Below are 17,349 nucleotides of genomic sequence, written 5' to 3'. Positions count from 1 at the left end.
GCTAATCCCATGCTCACGGCAAATATCATTAACGGATTTCCCCGCGTTTTGTTCAGACAAAATCTTGATGATCTGAACTTCTGTAAATTTACTCTGTTTTATTCTCTTCCAAATTTAAAAACTATAATTTTAAATGATCCAGTTTTTGGGGAAGATTACATGCTTTATATAATTTTATAAAAGTTGAAATAAAATATTTTTTCAAAGTTTAATTCTATTCATTTTTCTATTGAAAACAAAAACATTTACAAACTGAATGGAAGTTAAAGCTGTTATCCTTGTTTTAAAACCATTAAAAGATTTTGCGTAATTGTTTCTGATTTTAAAATGGTCACAAAGTTGTGAGACTAAACTCTCAATTCTTTTTCTGGATTTTCTGAAAGTATATTTCTGTTTTTGATAATTTTTTTGATTGCTTCTCATCGGTGTGTCAAGTTTTATATTCGCATAATTGAACAAATCGGTTTGTACTTGAGCGGACAAATAGCCCCTGTCTCCGATTAATATACAATTATTCATTTGATGCTCGATATCCTGCAAAAAATGAATGTCATGAATGCTTGCTGTAGAAATATCAAAACTCTGGAATACCCCGGAAACAGAATATATTGCATGCAGTTTTTATCCGTAATAATAACTGGACTGCGAAGCGCAGTAGCCTCTGCTCGGAAATGAAAATTCACTTTCTTTACAAATTTTGGAGCGATTTGCTCGTACATTTTTACAAATTTCCAAAGGCATGGAATCTACAATAAAAACTTTTTCAATGTCATTAAACTCAGCCACCATAAATTTTCTAATATGTTCAATATGAAGAAATAATTTCCTTCTTCTACGATTGTAAACAGTTCTTTCGACCATTCCGTTCAATTTTGAATTGGAGAGGTATCTAAACAGCTGATGTTCTGAATCTATTGATAAATATTCCGCAGAAATATTTATTGCAATGAGTTCTAAATCCGACAATTTTGGTTTAATTGGTTTGAAATAAAAATTTTCTTTGATGGTTAATTTTCTTAATTCATTTAAAATAAAATCGTAAATTGAATATAGGTTATTCATAATGTATTATATTGGTAGTCAATACAATATACGTAATTTTCGTGTTATGAGTAACCTTTTGTATAATGCACTACGGGTTAAATTTAAAATTTCTTCTTTAATTTTCAACATCAATTTACACAATTCTTTTTTTAGTGTACATTAAGTTTTTTTAACAGCAGTCCTTTGCAGGGAGTTGCAATGGATAATTTCACATACTCACTTAAATGATGATTTGTGTAAACCCATTTTCTATGGCAGAAATTTTTGACAAAGGTATGAAGTGAGATTTATGTATTCTTATCAATAGTAGTGATATTTATTTGCCAATATAAATAAAAACCACTTATAAAGTCAGCTTTTAGTAGACGTATTTTTAAATTATGAAAAATAAAATTTCAATCTAATGCCTAGAACTAATGTAAAAAGTAAAAAGAATTTTAAAAAAAATAATCAAATGTAAACATTTGATTATTAGATAGTTAAGTGGAGAATACGGGGATCGAACCCGTCACCTTTAGACTGCCAGTCTAACGCTCTAGCCAGATGAGCTAATTCCCCAATTTTTCAGTTTTGCAAATGTAAGTATTTATCTGCTATCTGCCAATTTCTGTATAAGAAAAACGTGCACCGAACGAGCGATACACGTTTTAACAAGATTAAATATATCAATAACTAACTATTTTACTTCCAGCCACCTCCTAAAGCTTGATACAATTTTACTGCTGCTCTCATTTTATTGTACTCAGCGTTAGAAATATTGAGTTCTGCATTTAAAGAATTTACACTTGCATTCAGAACTTCAAGGTAATTTGCCATACCGTAGTTAACAAGCTCCTGAGAGAAATCAACAGATTTTTGATATGATTGGAGTTCTTTTTTCTTCAGATCAATAAAAGAATCCTGTACAGAAAAAACTTTAATAGCGTCCGAAACTTCTTTTCCTGCATTCAAAATAGTTTTTCTGAAATTAAGATAAGCCGTTTCTTTATTGGCTAAACTCACTTCATAATTGGTTTTTATCTGTCTTCTGTTTAATACCGGTTGTGCCAAACCTGTAACAACATTCGCAAACAGTGAATTTACACTGAATAAATGATCGATATCTACCGACTGTACACCTCCACTTCCAGTTAATCTCAAAGTAGGATAAAATTGTGCTCTAGTAACATTTGTGAGCTCAAATGCATTCATCAGATTAAGTTCAGCTCTCATCACATCGGGACGGTTAGAAAGTAAATTAACCGGGAAACCAACCGCCAAAGTATTTGGTATTTTCTGAGATTCTAAAGTCGTTCTTTCTATTTTCTGAGAAGGAATTCCCATTAATAAGCTTACTGTATTTTCTAATAAAGAAATTTGGGTATCAATATCAATAAGCAAAGATTTAGCGTTATAAACCAAAGCCTGACTTTGCTGAACGGCAACTTCTGTAAGAACACCAGCATCTTTTAAAGCTTTTGTAGTCTCTAAATTATCTTCACGTAATTTTATGGTTTTCTGAATGATTTTTTTTTGATCATCAAACGTTAACAGTTGGAAATATGCCGAAGCAATCGAAGCAACCAAATCACTTTTTACAGCTTTATGAGCAGCTAAAGTCCCAAGATAAGTTGCAAGCTGAGCCTTTTGCTGAGATTTCAGTTTACCCCAAATATCTGCTTCCCAACCGATACTAGCAGTGATATCGAATTGGTTTACATATCTTCTTTCACCAATAATTTGCCCAAACTGTGTGTTGATAGACTGGGTCTGAAAAGTATAGTTCGGTCCAACAGATACAGTGGGTTCGTATGCAGCTTTTGCCTGTTTAAGATAAGCTTCTGCAGAAATAATATTCTGTACAGCAATTCTTACATCGAGATTATTTTCTAAAGCTCTGTCGATATGTTTTTGAAGAACAGGATCCGTAAAAATTTCCTTCCAGGAAACGTTCCCGATGCTCATGCTGTCTTTTGGAAGCATATCGGTTCGGTAAAGTTTTTCGTCAACCGCATTTTGTGGCCTTTCGTATTCTTTCCTTACCATACACGATGACAATACAGCCAATGTTAAAACAGAAAAAGCAGTTCCTTTTATGATTATAGATAAATTTTTCATTTTTAAATCTTCAAGATTTTTATTCAGCTAGATTGATGTCTTCTTGTTTTATAGGTTTTATTTTTTCCTGAAGAGTCTGGAAAATAACATACAAAACAGGAATTACAAATACGCCTAAAATAGTTCCTATTAACAAACCAATAGCGGCTCCAGTTGCAATAGATCTGTTACCAACAGCTCCAATTCCGCTTGCTAAAACCAATGGAAGTAATCCGAAAATGAAAGCCAAAGAAGTCATTAAAATAGGTCTTAATCTCGCTTTAGAAGCATTGATAGCAGAAGTTACAATACTTTCGCCATGATGCTTTCTCTGCACGGCAAATTCAACAATTAAAATGGCATTTTTTGCCAATAATCCCACCAACATAATTAATGCAATCTGAAAGTAAATATTGTTTTCCAAGCCCATTATTTTCTGTCCAAAATATGCTCCCATTACACCTAAAGGTAACGAAATAACAACCGTTAAAGGAAGAATATAACTTTCGTACTGTGCAGCCAAAATAAAGTAAACAAATACCAAACTCAATGCAAAAATAAGTACAGTTTGAGATCCGGAAGCAAGTTCTTCTCGGGATAAACCAGTAAATTCAACCGAATAGTTCTGATCCAGCGTTTCTCCGGCAACCTGCTGCACTGCTGCAATTGCATCTCCGGAACTGTATCCAGCTGCGTTGGCTCCTGTAATCTTAACAGATGTAAATAAGTTGTATCTGCCTACAGACTGTGGTCCATACGTTTTTTTAAGAGTTACAAACTGAGAAATTGGTGCCATTGCACCTTGATTTGTTTTTACATACAACTGATTCAAGCTTTCGGCGTTTTCTCTGTTTTCTGGCAATGCCTGAACCATTACTCTAAACTGTTTTCCGTATTTGGTAAAATCTGCACTGTAAATTCCTCCAATATATCCCTGCATTGTTTCTAAAATAGAATTTACAGAAATGCCTTTTTGTTTGGCTAAAGGAACATTAATCTCCATTTGATATTGCGGATATTTTGTATTAAATGAAGTTTGAGCAAATTCTATTTCTGGTCTTTTCATCAAGTTACCAATCAGTTCATTGGTTTTTTGATCGAGTTCAGAAAAATCTCCCCCTGCTTTATCAAGCAAAACCATTTCAAAACCGGCACTGTTACCAAATCCCGGAACACTTGGCGGTTGAAAAAACACCACTTTGGCATCCGGAACTTTCCCTACCAATCCAAAAAGTTTTTTAGTAATTTCTTCTGAAGATAAACCTTCTCCTTTTCTGTCATTAAAAGGTTTTAGTTTAACAAAGGCAAGACCGTTATTACTTCCGTTTCCAGACAATAATCCTCGTCCTGTAGAGATCGTTACATTCTGAATTCCCGGAATTTTTAATGCATTTGCCTGAAGAGTTTTCAAGACATTATAGGTTCTTTCCATCGACGCTCCCGGTGGAAGCTGAACATCTGTAAAGATAATTCCGCGGTCTTCTGTAGGAACGAAACCTTTTTTCATAGTTGAACTTGTCCAGAAGATAATTCCGCCTGTAATTGCAAAAATGATTAGAGTAACCCATTTATGTTTAATGAGAAAAGTAAATCCTTTAGCATAACGTTCAGTTATGGTTCTAAAAGCGATATTAAACTTATAGAAGAACTTCTGAATGAAATTTTTATTTTTATAATCTTCGTGATGAGCATCATGGGGCTTTAAAAATAATGAACACAAAACCGGACTTAATGTTAATGCATTAATCGCTGAAATTACAATAGCAATAATTAACGTAATACCAAACTGCTGGTAAAAAACACCAGTTGGACCCGTAATGAAAGTAACCGGAATAAATACCGCTGCCATAACCAGTGTAATTGATATAATTGCTCCGGTAATCTCATCCATTGCTTCGATAGTTGCTTTTTTAGCATTCGAAATTCCGTTTTCCATTTTGGCATGAACTGCTTCCACAACAACAATCGCATCATCCACCACAATACCGATTGCCAATACCAATGCGAATAAGGTTAAGAGGTTTAATGAATATCCAAATAAATTCAGGAAGAAAAATGTTCCCACAATAGATACCGGAACTGCTATCGCAGGAATTAATGTTGATCGGAAATCCTGCAAGAATATATACACCACGATAAATACTAGGATAAATGCTTCTATTAAGGTGTGAATAACTTTTTCGATGGAGGCATCCAAAAACTCGTTGGTATCGAAGTTAAAGGTATATTTTACACCTTCTGGATAAGTGCTTTCGTTGGCTTTAAGCTGAGCTTTAATTTTTTCGATAATTTCCTGAGCGTTAGATCCCGGAGTCTGAAAAATCCCCATACTGATGGATGGATTATTTCCGTTTTCACCAACACCTGAATAGGAAAGTCCGCCCAATTCTACCTTTGCAACATCTTTCAGCATTAAATTCTGTCCGTCTGGTAAAGCTTTTACAATAATATTATCATATTGTTCCTTATCGCTGAATTTACCAACATATTTAATGATATATTCAAAAGCACTTCCGCTGTTTTGTCCCAAAGAACCTGCTGCAGCTTCTCTACTCTGCTCGTTGATAGCAGTAGTAACATCTGTAGGCGTAATTCCGTAAGCTGCTAACTTTGCAGGATCGAGCCAAACTCTCATTGAATAGTTTTTTCCACCAAATACATTGGCTTCACCAACTCCATTAATTCTCTGAAGATTCGGAATAACATTAATATTCAGAAAGTTCTGAAGATAAACGTCATCAATATTTTTATTTTCAGAATAGAAAGAAAGATACATTAATGCACTGGTCTGCTGTTTCTGTGTTACAACACCAGAACGCGTAACTTCACTTGGTAAAAGAGGACTCGCTCTCGATACACGGTTCTGAACATTTACCGCAGCAATATCGGGATCTATTCCCTGCTTAAAAAATACTTGAATTTGTGCCGAACCATCATTTCCAGCAGTTGAAGTAATGTAATCCATCCCTTCCACTCCATTAATCTGTTCTTCTAAAGGAACCACAACACTTTTCATTACAGTTTCCGCATTCGCACCAGTATAATTGGCTCTTACACTTACCGTTGGCGGTGCGATGTCCGGATATTGAGTAACAGGAAGTGAAGTAAGCCCCAAAACTCCCAAAATAACGATGAGAATGGAAATTACAGTGGATAAAACCGGTCTGTTAATAAACTTTTTTATCATATTAAAATTTCGGTTTTACAGATTGAACAAGACTATCCATACTTATAGGTTTAGGAATTACAGCCGTTCCGGGTTTTATATTCCCTGTTCCTGCAGCAATAATTTTCTCACCTTTTTTAACCCCGGATTTTAGAAGTGCCATATTATCAATTCGGTCGATTACATCCACTACTACATTTTTAGCAGTATCTTTATCTACTTTATATACATAAACAATTCCCTGCTGTTCGTAAGTAGCACTCTCGGGAACAACCAAAACATTATCAAAATATTTTGGAAATCTAATAGTACCGCTGTTTCCGTTGCTTAAAAGCTTTTGTGAATTTTTGAATACAACTCTAAACTGAATAGTTCCTGTGGTTTGATCTATAGATCCTGTAATCGCTTCAATTCTACCTTTTTCAGGATAAATACTTCCATTAGCCAGTTGCAGTTCTACCATAGGAAGATTTTTAATCTTTTCTGGAACATTTGCCCCTTTTGATTTTTCTAAAAAGTCGAAATAAGATTTTTCGTTCATAGAAAAATAGGCAAATATTTCTGAGGTATCTGAAATCGTTGTAAGCGGAGTCTGATCTGTAGGCCCAACAAGACTTCCCACTTTTAATGGCAGTTTTCCGATAACTCCTGAAATTGGAGCACGAATAACAGAATAGTCGATATTGGCTTCAACACCTTTATAAGTAGCAACCGCTTGTTTTTTTGCCGCAGCAGCCTGCTGTAAACCAGCCTGTGCACGAACCAGGTTTGCCTGAGCTGTCTGAAGCTGCACATTACTGATGATATTTTTCTGAACCAATGGTTTAAGCTTATTCACTTCAACCATTGCAGCATTTACCTGAGCCTGAGCGGCTGCGATATTAGATTCTGCCGCTGCAATTCCGGCTTTGGATGCGGCTGCAGTTTCATTAAGAGTATTGGTTTCCAGTCTGAATAAAGGTTGTCCTTTGGTAACAAACTGACCTTCATCCACCAAAACCTGAGTAATATATCCCTGAATTTTAGCTCTTACATCATTGTTTATTCTCCCTTCAATAGTTGCAGGATAAGTATCGTATCCCACAATATTTTTATTTTCTACAGCCACTACCGGAAATGGTTTTGGACCATCTTGTTTTGGAGCTTCTTTTTTACACGCGGTAAGCATTACTGCTCCGGCAGAAAATAAAATAAGTTTATTTTTCATATTATAGTTTATTAAGAGATTCCTGAATATTAATTATACTTTTATTTAATAGTTCTTGGTAGGCTTCATTTTTTTCATCCACTTCGTTATGGTCTATTTTTCTGAATTTTTTGAGCTCATCCATCAGTTTAAGTTCATCTTTCATTTTCTGAACAATTTTTTCGAATCTTATTTTTTTATAATCATCATTGGCAAAAAAATATCTTTTTCTTTGGTCTATTTTATTAAGATCAACAATCAGCTGTATATTAAGAAGCAGACAAATACTCGTAGAAACAGAACTTTTACTTGCCGAAAAAACTTCTACAAACTCATCAAAAGTAATTCCGACTTTATTAAAATCGAAAATTAGATAAGAATAAATCTTTGATGCTAATGGTGGAAGATTAAAAATATTTCCGTAAAATCTCACGGCTTCCTGAAAAATTTTTTCATCTACCTCTAAAGTTTGCTTCATCAGTTTGAATTTGGTTCAAAATTATTGATTAGTTCGGAACAAAACGAACAAACTTAATAGAGTTTATAAATAATTCTTTATTTCACAATCAATAATACTACTTGAAGGTTTTTAAAAAATTAATTTCTCAAATGCTTTTCTCATTCCATCAGCAAGCATAACTTCTCCACAATAAGTATATCCTTTAGACTCTAAAATCTTCAGCATAGCCATATTATCATAATTAGTATCTACTTTAATACTGTTGATTTTTTGAGAAACTGCAAATTCTTCAATCTTTTCAAATAAAATCTTAACTAAACCTTTTCCGGCAAAATTATTATCTACCGCGACCCTGTGCACAACTACAAAATCTCCCTCACTGAGCCATTTCCCGTCGATTTTACTGTATGCAGGTTCATCATTAATGATAAGGGCACTATATACCGCTATTTGATGGTCTACCAATAAAACGTAAGCAAAATCTTTTTCAACATCTCTTTCAATGGTCTGTCTGTTGGGATAACCATTCTGCCATTGGGTACTTCCGTCTTTTTTTCTTCTTTCTATTGCCTGCTGAATTATTTTCCATATATCATCAATATCCTGAGAATGGGCTTTTCTAAAGGTAATTACATTATTATCGGTCATGAAAAAATTTATTGAAATCTTTAAAAAAAAATGGTATCAACACAATTAATGCCAAAGGCACTACATCCTTCCTTCACAAAAAAAAACCGAAAGCTGATATAACTTTCGGTTTCTGAAGTAGTAAAATTTAAAATTATGAAATTGTTTTTAATTAAATTAATTTTCATTTTGCTGAAGATAGGCATCAATAATCTCAAAAGCTTTTTTTTCATCTTTAAGATTTACCATCACTTTCAGCGAAGTTGCCGTAGGAGTAGTTGTAAAAGTTAGATAATTATTTTCTACATCGGTAGCTATTTGTGCATCATCTAACTTAGATTTAATAAGTTGAATTTCAGCAGGTTTGTCGCTTTCAAAAACCGACACTCTCGTATTTGTATCCATATTCTTTACATTTTGAGTATCTAAATATAGAAAGTTTTTTTAAAAATTCCAAATTGAGAAGTTTTAAATTTTATTAATATTATTTTCAATTTTATCTAAAGCAATCTGAATTTCCTCTTTGGTTACATTAAGATGCGGTCTGAATCTAACTGACTGATCTCCACAACCTAAAAGAATTAATTGATCTTCGTACAGCACATTTCGTAATCTGTCTCTTTGCTCACCCGAAGGCAAATCTATGGCACACATTAAGCCTTTTCCACGTGCGTTAGAAAGTTTTTCAGGATATTTCTGTGCAAGATTTTTCAGTCCGTCCAAAAGGTAATCGCCAACAATCTGAACATTTTCTAAAAGGTTTTCTTTTTCTATTACTTCCATTACAAGCTGAAATCGGAGCATATCGATAAAATTCCCTCCAAATGTTGAATTTATTCTGGAACTTTCTCTAAAAACATTATCCGGAACTTCATCAAACTTTTCTCTGTTGGCTAAAACGCCACATACCTGCGTTTTTTTACCAAAAGAAATAATATCAGGCTTCACACTCAAATGTTCGAATGCCCACATTTTGCCCGTAATTCCTATTCCGGTCTGTACTTCATCGAAAATTAAAAGGACTTCATGCTCATCACAAATATTTCTTAATCCCTGGAAAAATTCATCTCTGAAATGATTATCGCCGCCTTCAGCCTGAATTGGTTCAATAATAATACATGCTACCTGATTAGGGTGAGAAAGAATAGCTTCGGTAATCTGAATAAGAGCTAAATTTTCGTTTTTAATGGTTTCCTCAAGATTTTCTTCCGTAATAGGGAAAGTTAATTTAGGATTAAGGATTCTAGGCCATTCAAACATTGGGAAATACTGATATTTTCTAGGATCTGAAGTATTTGTTAAGCTTAAAGTATAACCACTTCTTCCATGAAATGCCTGTCTGAAATGAATACAAATTCCGGCTTCCAAATCAATGCCTTTTTCGAAGTTTTTTCTTGTTTTCCAGTCGAAACACGCCTTCATTGCGTTTTCAACCGCTAAAGCTCCACCTTCAATAAAAAATGCAAGCTGCAATTCTTTTGGTAAAACTACCCTTTCGAAAACTTCCAGAAAATCTGCATATTCTTTAGGATAAACATCTGCCAAAGTTGGTTTGTTAACTGCCATTTTCCCCAACCATTCCGATTTTTCGAGCAAATAAGGATGATTGTAGCCAATAGACGCAGAACCGAACATCGAAAACATATCCAGATAATTTTTTCCGGAAATTGAATCGTGAATCCAAGATCCTTGCGAGTTTTCAATATCCATCACGAAATCGAACCCGTCTGCTAAAACGTGTTTTCCTACGGTTTCTTTTATTTTATTTGTATGAATTTCTAGTGTATTGTCCATAATTGTGATTGAAGTTTGATGAAATGAATAAATTTAGAAATAATACTGAAAATTAACGTTCAGTCATTTTTAAAAATCTCTATTTTTCTGATTTACATGTTTTTACAAATCAAATTTAATTCCCTGTGCCAAAGGAAGATTGGTTGTGTAATTGATGGTATTTGTTTGTCTTCTCATATAATATTTCCAAACATCCGAACCAGATTCTCTACCGCCTCCGGTTTCTTTTTCACCACCAAAAGCACCACCGATTTCTGCACCCGATGTACCAATATTTACGTTTGCAATTCCGCAATCTGAACCTGCATGAGAAAGGAATAATTCTGCTTCTCTTAGATTTTGCGTCATGATTGCAGAAGATAAACCTTGCGGCACATCATTCTGTATTGCAATTGCTTCATCCAACGAAGAATATTTAATGAGATATAAAATAGGAGCGAAAGTTTCGTGTTGTACGATTTCATAAGAATTTTTAACCTCCGCAATGCATGGTTTAACATAACAGCCAGACTCGTAGCCTTTTCCTGATAAAACTCCGCCTTCAACTACAAAATTTCCGCCTTCGGCTTTACATTTTTCAATAGAATTTTCGTACTGTTTTACGGCATCGGTATCAATAAGCGGTCCAACGTGATTGCTTTCATCAAGAGGATTTCCTATTTTAAGTTGTCCGTAAGCTTTTACCAGTCTGTTTTTCACTTCATCGTAAACACTTTCATGAATTATTAATCTTCTAGTAGATGTGCATCTCTGTCCTGCTGTTCCTACCGCTCCGAAAACTGCTCCGATAATAGACATATCCAGATCTGCATCCTTAGAAATGATAATTGCGTTGTTTCCGCCAAGTTCAAGGATAGATTTCCCGAATCTTTCAGCCACTTTAGAAGAAACTTTTCTTCCTACTTTTGTAGATCCTGTAAACGAAATTAAAGCAACACGTTTATCATCTACCAATTTTTGTCCTATTTCGTGATCGGCAACCAAAACACTCGATATTCCTTCAGAAAGATTATTATCTTTAAGAACTTCGCTCATAATATTCTGACAAGCGACTGCACAAAGAGGTGTTTTTTCTGATGGTTTCCAGATGGTAACATTTCCACAGATCCACGCCAAAGCGGTATTCCACGCCCAAACCGCAACCGGAAAATTAAATGCTGTTATAATGCCTACAATTCCCAAAGGATGATATTGCTCGTACATTCTGTGTCCTGGTCTTTCAGAATGCATGGTATAACCGTGAAGCTGTCTGGAAAGACCTACTGCAAAATCGCATATATCGATCATTTCCTGCACTTCTCCCAAACCTTCCTGTAAAGATTTTCCCATTTCATAAGAAACCAATTTACCAAGATCATCTTTATATTCTCTCAGTTTAAGACCTAACTGTCTTACGATTTCTCCTCTTTTTGGAGCAGGAATAGTTCTGAATTCTAAAAATGCTTTTTGTGCGGTTTCTATTACTTTATCATAATCTTTCTCTCCCGAAAGTTTTACCTTGGCAATGAGCTTACCGTCTGCCGGAGAATAACTCTCTATAGATTTTCCTGATGCAAAGAATTTTCCTCCGGTAGAAGTTCCTTTATTGTCATCTTTAATTCCTAAATTTTTTAGTGATTTTTCAATTCCAAAATCTTTGGTTTTTTTTGACATACAATTTTAACTTTTCGTTTTGCCTAAGATAAAAAAATATTGCCAACCTAAAAATTTTATTTTTTTTGCACTCATTTTATTTGGACTAATTATAAACATGCTTATCTTTGTAAGGTAATCATTTGAATTTCAGAAATGGAAAATAAGAAGACGATAGACGAACCCGCTCTTGAAGAAAAAAAAGGCTCAAGGTGGAAAAGGTTGGTAAAGAAATTTGGAATTGGCGGAATTATATTTTTTACAGTAAAAGGAATTATTTCTTCTACGCTTATCTATTTTCTGGGAAAAAATGCGTGGAGCATTATTGCAGGTTACCTAACGGGGATATTTGATTAATTCAATTGAAATATTGAACGCAAAAAGCTGAGAAATTTCTCAGCTTTTTTTATTTATATAAAGATTAATTTTACTGTTGATTATTCTTTCTTTTTCCTTCCGGAATTGATAAGAGATTGATTGAGAAGAAACTCAATTTGTCCATTCACGCTTCTGAATTCGTCATTTGCCCATTTTTCCAGAAGTTTGTAGGTAGAATCATCAATTCTTATTACGAAAGATTTTTTAGATTTATTTTCTGAAGAGTTCTGAGCTTTTTCTGATTTCATTTTCATTTGTTTTCTTCTTGCTTTGATATATTTTCAATACAAAATGTAGTGAAATAATCTGCTTTAGTTATATAAAGTTCCTGCATTAAGAACCGGAGTTGCAGCTTTTTCTCCACACAAAACCACCATTAGATTACTCACCATTGCTGCTTTTCTTTCATCGTCCAGTTCAACAATATTTTCTTCAGAAAGTTTTTTCAAAGCTAAATCTACCATTCCTACTGCTCCTTCCACAATTTTTGTTCTTGCAGCTACAATCGCTGTTGCCTGTTGTCTTTGAAGCATGGCTCCGGCAATTTCAGATGCATACGCTAAGTGGGAAATTCTTGCTTCCTGAATAACAATTCCAGCCTTAGAAAGTCTGTCGGTAAGTTCCTGCTCTAGAATAGAATTAATTTTATCTCCACCTTCTCTTAAAGTGATCGGAGCATGATCGTCTTCCAGATTATCGTAAGGGAAACTCATTGCCAAATGACGGACTGCTGCTTCACTCTGCATCTTTACAAAATCTGCATATTTTTCCACATCAAAAGCTGCTTTGTAGGTATCTCCCACTTTCCAGACCATAACTACGGCAATTTCTATTGGATTTCCCATTTTATCATTTACTTTTAATGTCTGTCCCTGCAAATTTTCTGAACGCAAGGACATTTTTTGAGAGGAATATAATGGATTAATAAAAAACAATCCGTTTTCCTTTACTGTTCCTACATATTTTCCGAAAAAATTCAGTACTCTGGAGTGATTTGGCTGAATAATCATTAAACCTTTCATAAAGAAAAAGGTAACAAATAGGCAGACAAAAGACAGTATAAGATAAGTAATGTTATTATCAATTCTGTCGTCTACCCCAATAATAAATAGGTAAACACAAAAAGCAAGCAGTAATAAACTGATGACAAGTGCTAAATAGCCAGACATAGGCTTTAAAACTTTTTCCATAATTATAATTTTTAAAATGATATTATTTTGATATCATAAAGATATATATAATTTTTGAATATTGAATTTAAAATCTAATTAATGGAATAAAAAAATTCCTGAAAATTAATTTTCAGGAATTTTAAAATATTTAAATTTTATTTTATTTCTTCTTTAAAGCTACAAACTTAAAGTAAGAAGCAATAGCCAAAATAAGCATTGTAGAAAAACCAATATACACCCAAGCCGGAATTGGAACAGGATCTCCCGCTGCATAAGAGTGTAGTCCTGTTAAATAATAATTAACTCCAACATACGTCATTAGCATAGAACAGAAAGAGAACATCGTTGCTACATGAAATGCCCATCTGCTTCTCAATCCCGGAACCAATCTCATGTGTAGAACGAAAGCATAAATCATTACCGAGATAAATGCCCAAGTTTCTTTAGGATCCCAACTCCAGTATCTTCCCCAAGATTCATTTGCCCAAATTCCTCCCAAAAAGGTTCCTACTGTTAATGCAAAAAGACCAATTGTTGTAGACATTTCCGAAACGATAGCCAATTCTTTTAAGGTAGTATCGTTATGAAGTTTGAATAATTTTTTATCTGCAATAATATAGAACACCAAAGAAATTACTGCAATAATCATGGATAATGAGAAAAAACCATAACTTGAAATAATAATTGCTACGTGTACAATAAGCCAATAAGATTTTAAAACCGGCACCAAAGGAGTAATCTGAGGATCTAATGAAGATGCACCATGTGCAAATCCCATCATAATTACTGCAACCATATATCCTGCTGCAGGAATTAATGCATTAGCATTATTTTTAGTTCCGAATAATTTCTTAGGCAACTGTGCCGATTGTGCGTCTGCAGATGTATTTTTATTTTTACCAAACCCGAAATAGAAAAGCAAACCTGCTGTAATCCCAACCCAGGAAATAAAAATAATTGCTTCGTAACCATTACTCCAAGGTGCGTGACCTGAGATATACCATCTCCCTATCAAACCCAAGAAATGGAATATATAGCCAATAATTCCTATATAAATAAGAACTCTGATTATTGTATTAAGAATTTTATTAGGTTTGAACAATTCAATAAAACCAAGGATTAACAGTAAACCTCCTACTAAAGTATAAAAAATTAGAAGCTTAAAATTGATGTCGGTTTTATTCATAAAAACTTCCAAATCAATTTTCGATTGAGAAGGCACTACAGCTTTACCCCATTTCTGCTGATAATCCGAAAGCTTTTTAAGCTCAATATCTGCTTTGCTCCAGTTTCCGGATTTCTGGGCCTGAATAACTTCAGCAAAATAAGGTCCCATTACTTTTTGAGATTCCAAATCCGGTTCCATATTAGCATCTAACCAAGAATTCCATCGGTGATTGGGATCATTTTTCACAGGAACAATTCTCAGAAACTGCCCGCTGAAAAATCCATTGAAAATCTGTACTTTTTCGTTTATTTTAATAACCTGCTTGTCATATTCAGATTGTTCAGCCGGTTTTTTTCGAAACGCTGTGTTATAATCAGACTCCAAAATATAGGCAAGATTACCGTTTTTATCTGCAGGGAAAAGGTTCATTAAAGATGTATATCCATCTTCATTAGCTTTAGTCTTTTTCAAAAGATCCTTTCCACCTTTAGCATCAATTTTAATCAATGGAACCATGGTCCAGCTTGGAGTATCTGTATTTACAGAAATAAACCATTGTTCCGCCGTTAAATATTTACCGTCTGAACCTTTAAATTTATCTCTTTGATAAAGCTTTCTTAAAACATCTAAAGCTTCAGTATTAATCGGTACAATTCTCCCTTCAATATTCTGTACCAAAAGGTATCCAAATTTATCTGCATGCTCTTGGCTGATTTTATTTTGAGCAATAATTTCGTCAGGAGAAATCATTCTCATTTTCGTTAAAGGTGTCGCAAGAGAATTTTGCTGGGGCTGCGATACTTCTGCGGCATGATTGTGCTCATCTTCCGTTAAATGTACGTTCTCTCTGCTTCCGTCTGTTTTTCCGTGGGTTTCAATTTTTTGAGCATTTAAACCAAAACTTAACAAAAGAAGAAGAATTGCAGCAGTTTTCTTTTTATTGATGTCTTTCAGCATTTTATTGAGTTTCCAAAAGTGAGTTCCTTTCCAAAAGAACATAAAAAACATTCCTCCGAATAACAATGTATATCCTATGTAAGAAATTAAAGTTCCCCAATAATCGTGATTTACAGATAACAATGTTCCCATTCTGTCTGGAGTAAAACTCGCCTGAAAGAAACGGTATCCTTTATAGTCTAAAACGTGATTCATGTAGATTTTATAAGGAATTTGCTTGCCTTCGTCTATAATTTTAACGTGACTTTCATAAGCACTTGGAGAAGAACTTCCGGGATAAGTTTCCATCACGAAATCATCTAATTTTATGGCAAATGGCGTATTATAAACTTTCGGTCCAAATCCAACCATAATATTCAAACCATCCATGGTAACCTGCTTAAAGGCGTTTGGATTTCCTTTTTCAACAGAAAGTTCTACGATTTGTTTGGTTTTAGGACCTTCAATCTCAATGGTCATCGCATCCGGAACATTCTGATCTTTTTTTCTATCACCTTCTACAGCAATTAGTTTCCCTCTTTTTAAACCTTCCGGTACTACCAATTTAAGTTCATTAATATTGTATAAGCTTCTCAAAACCAAAGGCTGAAATTCATCTTTTTTGGTAGTTCCTGTCGCCTGAGTTGCCATCGTCATATAATTGGCATCAACAGGAGTTTTTATCATCAGTTGTCCGTTTTCCTGCTTAAATTCTACTGCTCCGTCTATAGAACGGTTAAAAGTAACCAGCGTTCCGTTTATAGATTTTGCTTCTCCGGATTTAATGAAGATATTCTGTCTTCCCATTTCCGCTGTAGAAACCAAATGAAGATATTCTGGCGCATTCGCATCTGCTACAAGACTGTCTTTTTTTCTTTGAACATAATCTAATGTTTTAACCTTGATTTTTTTATCATGAAAATCATACGTAGCATTAAAATCTTTATGAAGTGGAGACATTAAATAAGGTACATCCTGATAATCGAGTGCGTCACCATTTTCTTCAATCTTAATTTTGAAAAAGTTCTTATCGGTAACAATTTCGTTGCTGGTTTGTCCTTCTCTAATGGTCATTTGCCCTTCAAAACTAATATATCGGGTAATTGCACCACCAACAAAAATGAGAATAAATGCAAGGTGAAAAACCAAAACAGGCCATTTGTCTCTTTTCCATAACCTGTATCTGCCAATGTTCCCTACAAAGTTAATGATAAGCAGAAGCATAATAAGTTCGAACCATTTTGCTTCATAGATTAATGCTTTTGCAGTTGGCGTACCGTAATCGTTTTCTAAAAATGTTGCATAAGCCATAGAAAACGCATAAACCAGCAACAGAACAGCCATTGTTCTGGTTGAGATAATTATATCCTGGAGTTTCTTCATGAGATTTTTTACTTGACTTGCAAAAATAAGGATGATAAACCGAAAGAGCTCTAAAAAAAGCTGTTTTTTATCAGCCAAAAGTGGTTTTTATTTATTTAAAACAATTCTAAATAAATAAAATTCATATAATTTTATCTCAATCTTTCCACACAATTCATAGCAAAAAATAGGGATATAAAAACAAATCTCTTTTCCATTAAAAGATTATTAAAATAACTCGTAGTGCACTATCAAACGAGATTTATTTTTAGGTTGTTTATATTTCTATCAAAAATAAATCTATTCAAAAACTGAATAGTTGTAAGGGTTGTAATTTTAGCCAAAATT

General features: G+C 34.0%; 13 protein-coding genes, 1 tRNA gene and 2 pseudogenes. 1 reads left to right on the top strand and 15 read right to left on the bottom strand.

Translation table 11 applies throughout. The features are described from left to right. The 11 genes and pseudogenes from IV513_RS12060 to IV513_RS12010 form a co-directional block, all read right to left on the bottom strand. Positions 1–102: transposase (locus IV513_RS12060; RefSeq protein ID WP_317196425.1), on the bottom strand; the 102-nt coding region annotated here is incomplete at its 3' end. 99 nt (positions 103–201) lie between these two features. After that, positions 202–1,062, bottom strand: a pseudogene (locus IV513_RS12055) (IS982 family transposase). Between the two features lie 466 nt (positions 1,063–1,528). After that, positions 1,529–1,602, bottom strand: a tRNA-Ala gene (locus IV513_RS12050). A gap of 123 nt (positions 1,603–1,725) precedes the next feature. Further along, a complete protein-coding gene (locus tag IV513_RS12045; protein ID WP_209390819.1) occupies positions 1,726–3,141 on the bottom strand; it encodes an efflux transporter outer membrane subunit in 1,416 nt (471 codons plus the stop codon). A 19-nt stretch (positions 3,142–3,160) separates the two neighbouring features. Continuing rightward, a complete protein-coding gene (locus IV513_RS12040) occupies positions 3,161–6,307 on the bottom strand; it encodes an efflux RND transporter permease subunit (RefSeq protein WP_209390818.1) in 3,147 nt (1,048 codons plus the stop codon). A gap of 1 nt (position 6,308) precedes the next feature. Further along, entirely contained in the window at positions 6,309–7,493 is a 1,185-nt protein-coding gene (locus IV513_RS12035) for an efflux RND transporter periplasmic adaptor subunit (RefSeq protein ID WP_209390817.1), read from the bottom strand. Position 7,494: 1 nt separating this feature from the next. After that, positions 7,495–7,950, bottom strand: coding sequence for a transcriptional regulator (locus IV513_RS12030; protein WP_209390816.1), 456 nt, complete (start codon positions 7,948–7,950; stop codon positions 7,495–7,497). A 111-nt stretch (positions 7,951–8,061) separates the two neighbouring features. Beyond that, positions 8,062–8,580 carry a GNAT family N-acetyltransferase gene (locus tag IV513_RS12025; protein ID WP_209390815.1) on the bottom strand — a complete coding sequence of 173 codons (519 nt, stop codon included), beginning with the start codon at positions 8,578–8,580 and terminating at the stop codon, positions 8,062–8,064. A gap of 156 nt (positions 8,581–8,736) precedes the next feature. After that, the gene (locus tag IV513_RS12020; RefSeq protein WP_209390814.1) at positions 8,737–8,964 is read right to left on the bottom strand and encodes a DUF2007 domain-containing protein; all 228 of its coding nucleotides are present in this window, start codon (positions 8,962–8,964) and stop codon (positions 8,737–8,739) included. A 63-nt stretch (positions 8,965–9,027) separates the two neighbouring features. After that, complete coding sequence (lat, locus tag IV513_RS12015) at positions 9,028–10,353, bottom strand: L-lysine 6-transaminase (RefSeq protein WP_209390813.1); 1,326 nt, start codon at positions 10,351–10,353, stop codon at positions 9,028–9,030. Between the two features lie 102 nt (positions 10,354–10,455). Continuing rightward, on the bottom strand, positions 10,456–12,006 hold the full coding sequence (locus IV513_RS12010; protein WP_209390812.1) for an aldehyde dehydrogenase family protein: 1,551 nt from the start codon (positions 12,004–12,006) through the stop codon (positions 10,456–10,458). A 135-nt stretch (positions 12,007–12,141) separates the two neighbouring features. Here IV513_RS12010 and IV513_RS12005 point away from each other — a divergent pair, with 135 nt between their 5' ends. Continuing rightward, positions 12,142–12,342 carry a hypothetical protein gene (locus IV513_RS12005; protein ID WP_209390811.1) on the top strand — a complete coding sequence of 67 codons (201 nt, stop codon included), beginning with the start codon at positions 12,142–12,144 and terminating at the stop codon, positions 12,340–12,342. Between the two features lie 80 nt (positions 12,343–12,422). On the opposite strand, the gene IV513_RS12000 is transcribed toward IV513_RS12005, so the two are convergent. The 4 genes and pseudogenes from IV513_RS12000 to IV513_RS15870 all read right to left on the bottom strand — a co-directional run. Further along, a complete protein-coding gene (locus IV513_RS12000; protein ID WP_209390810.1) occupies positions 12,423–12,611 on the bottom strand; it encodes an Arc family DNA binding domain-containing protein in 189 nt (62 codons plus the stop codon). Between the two features lie 63 nt (positions 12,612–12,674). Beyond that, on the bottom strand, positions 12,675–13,553 hold the full coding sequence (locus IV513_RS11995) for an SPFH domain-containing protein (protein WP_209390809.1): 879 nt from the start codon (positions 13,551–13,553) through the stop codon (positions 12,675–12,677). A 142-nt stretch (positions 13,554–13,695) separates the two neighbouring features. Continuing rightward, positions 13,696–17,022 carry a cytochrome c biogenesis protein gene (gene ccsA / locus IV513_RS11990; protein WP_209390808.1) on the bottom strand — a complete coding sequence of 1,109 codons (3,327 nt, stop codon included), beginning with the start codon at positions 17,020–17,022 and terminating at the stop codon, positions 13,696–13,698. Positions 17,023–17,252: 230 nt separating this feature from the next. Continuing rightward, positions 17,253–17,349 (bottom strand): annotated as a pseudogene (locus IV513_RS15870) (IS982 family transposase); the annotation flags it as partial.

Origin of the sequence: Chryseobacterium sp. RR2-3-20, from assembly GCF_017808115.1 — a bacterium.
In the GTDB taxonomy this organism is placed as follows: domain Bacteria; phylum Bacteroidota; class Bacteroidia; order Flavobacteriales; family Weeksellaceae; genus Chryseobacterium; species Chryseobacterium oryzae.
The sequence above is the reverse complement of the archived record's forward strand: the minus strand, read 5'-3'. Positions and strand labels throughout refer to the sequence as shown.